Source organism: Streptomyces sp. NPDC004561, assembly GCF_053602155.1.
In genome coordinates, this window is the sequence record NZ_JBSGDB010000934.1 from 1 (window position 1) to 1130 (window position 1130).

The 1130-nt window shown below is 64.1% G+C and carries 1 protein-coding gene and 1 pseudogene; one reads left to right on the plus strand and one right to left on the minus strand.

What is annotated here, in order from left to right; all coding sequences use genetic code 11:
* Positions 1-85: 85 nt before the first annotated feature.
* Positions 86-196: pseudogene (locus ACWEN3_RS46815) on the minus strand (CsbD family protein); the annotation flags it as partial.
* A gap of 140 nt (positions 197-336) precedes the next feature.
* Between ACWEN3_RS46815 and ACWEN3_RS46820 the strand changes: the two are divergent.
* Positions 337-507 (plus strand): hydrophobic protein, encoded by a 171-nt coding sequence (locus tag ACWEN3_RS46820; protein WP_452984579.1) that lies wholly within the window; start codon positions 337-339, stop codon positions 505-507.
* The last annotated feature ends 623 nt before the right edge of the window (positions 508-1130 follow it).

The window sequence follows — 1130 nt, forward strand, 5'->3', positions numbered from 1 at the left end:
CGGCCCTCGACGAAGCGGGGTGTCACTGCTAGATCGCGTCCCTAGCCTTCTCCTTCGCCTCACGGGCGTCGCCGACGCTCTTCTATGCCTGGCCCTCGGCGGCCATGCGGTCATTGCCGAGAGCGCTGCCCAGAGTCTCCTTGGCCTTGCCCTCGGCCTGCTCGGTCTTCGCCTTGGCCTTCTCGCCGGCAGTCATGGAATGCGCCTCCTCGTAGCCGCTGTTGCCGCTGTCGTGGTAAAGACGCTCGTGCCCCGGCTTCCCCTTCACAAACAAGATAATTTCTGGGAATGGAGGATCATGTGGAGGGCAGACGGGGCGGCAGGAGGTCGATAACTATGGTTCCCCTGCTTCTTGTTCTTCTGCTCGCCCTAATCCTTTTCGGCGCGGGTTTCGCCATAAAGATTCTGTGGTGGGTGGCCCTGGCCGTGCTGGTGCTGTGGCTGCTGGGCTTCTTGATGCGCTCTACCAACGCCGGCGGTGGCCGCGGTCGCTGGTATCGATGGTGACCTGAGACTCCCCGTCTCCTACGTTGGGTCGGCCATCAGCGGGCGCCCGGGAAGGTCCGGATGTGGGCGAGCGCCTGGCGCATCCCAGTGGGTGCCCAGAGGCGATGGCCGACTCACCAACGTAGACGCGACCGCCAATGTCTGGGCGTCCGACCAAAACTACGAACTGGCCGGACGCCCGATGCCAGGGATTCCGTGCTCACAGTCAGAACCACAAGGGGCCCCGGCCTGCCGCATACGTGATGGGCGTAATCGGTGCGCACACCGAAGTAGCTGCCTGGCTCCCACGACTCGGCGTGCCCGCGCTTCTCGCACTCCAAGAGGTTCACGCCGGCGGGCTGCGGCGCGGCCCGGACAAGTCGCGGCCCGCCGACGTGCATCCCTACAGCCGGCGGGCCTGGCACCCCCAAGGTGGTGCCCCTTCGCGGGGAAGCAGACGCTACGCCAGGCATGGTCGAAACGGTAGATACATGCGTCCTTGAACTACATTCGCGCCGGGTGCACCCTCACCACATAGGACACGGTCTTAGGGCTCGTAAAGAATCAACACGTTGCTTCACGGTGTCTCTGTCGTTGGTGTGGTATGCGCATACCGAGCGAGCTTCGTGACCAACTTGCCCTGA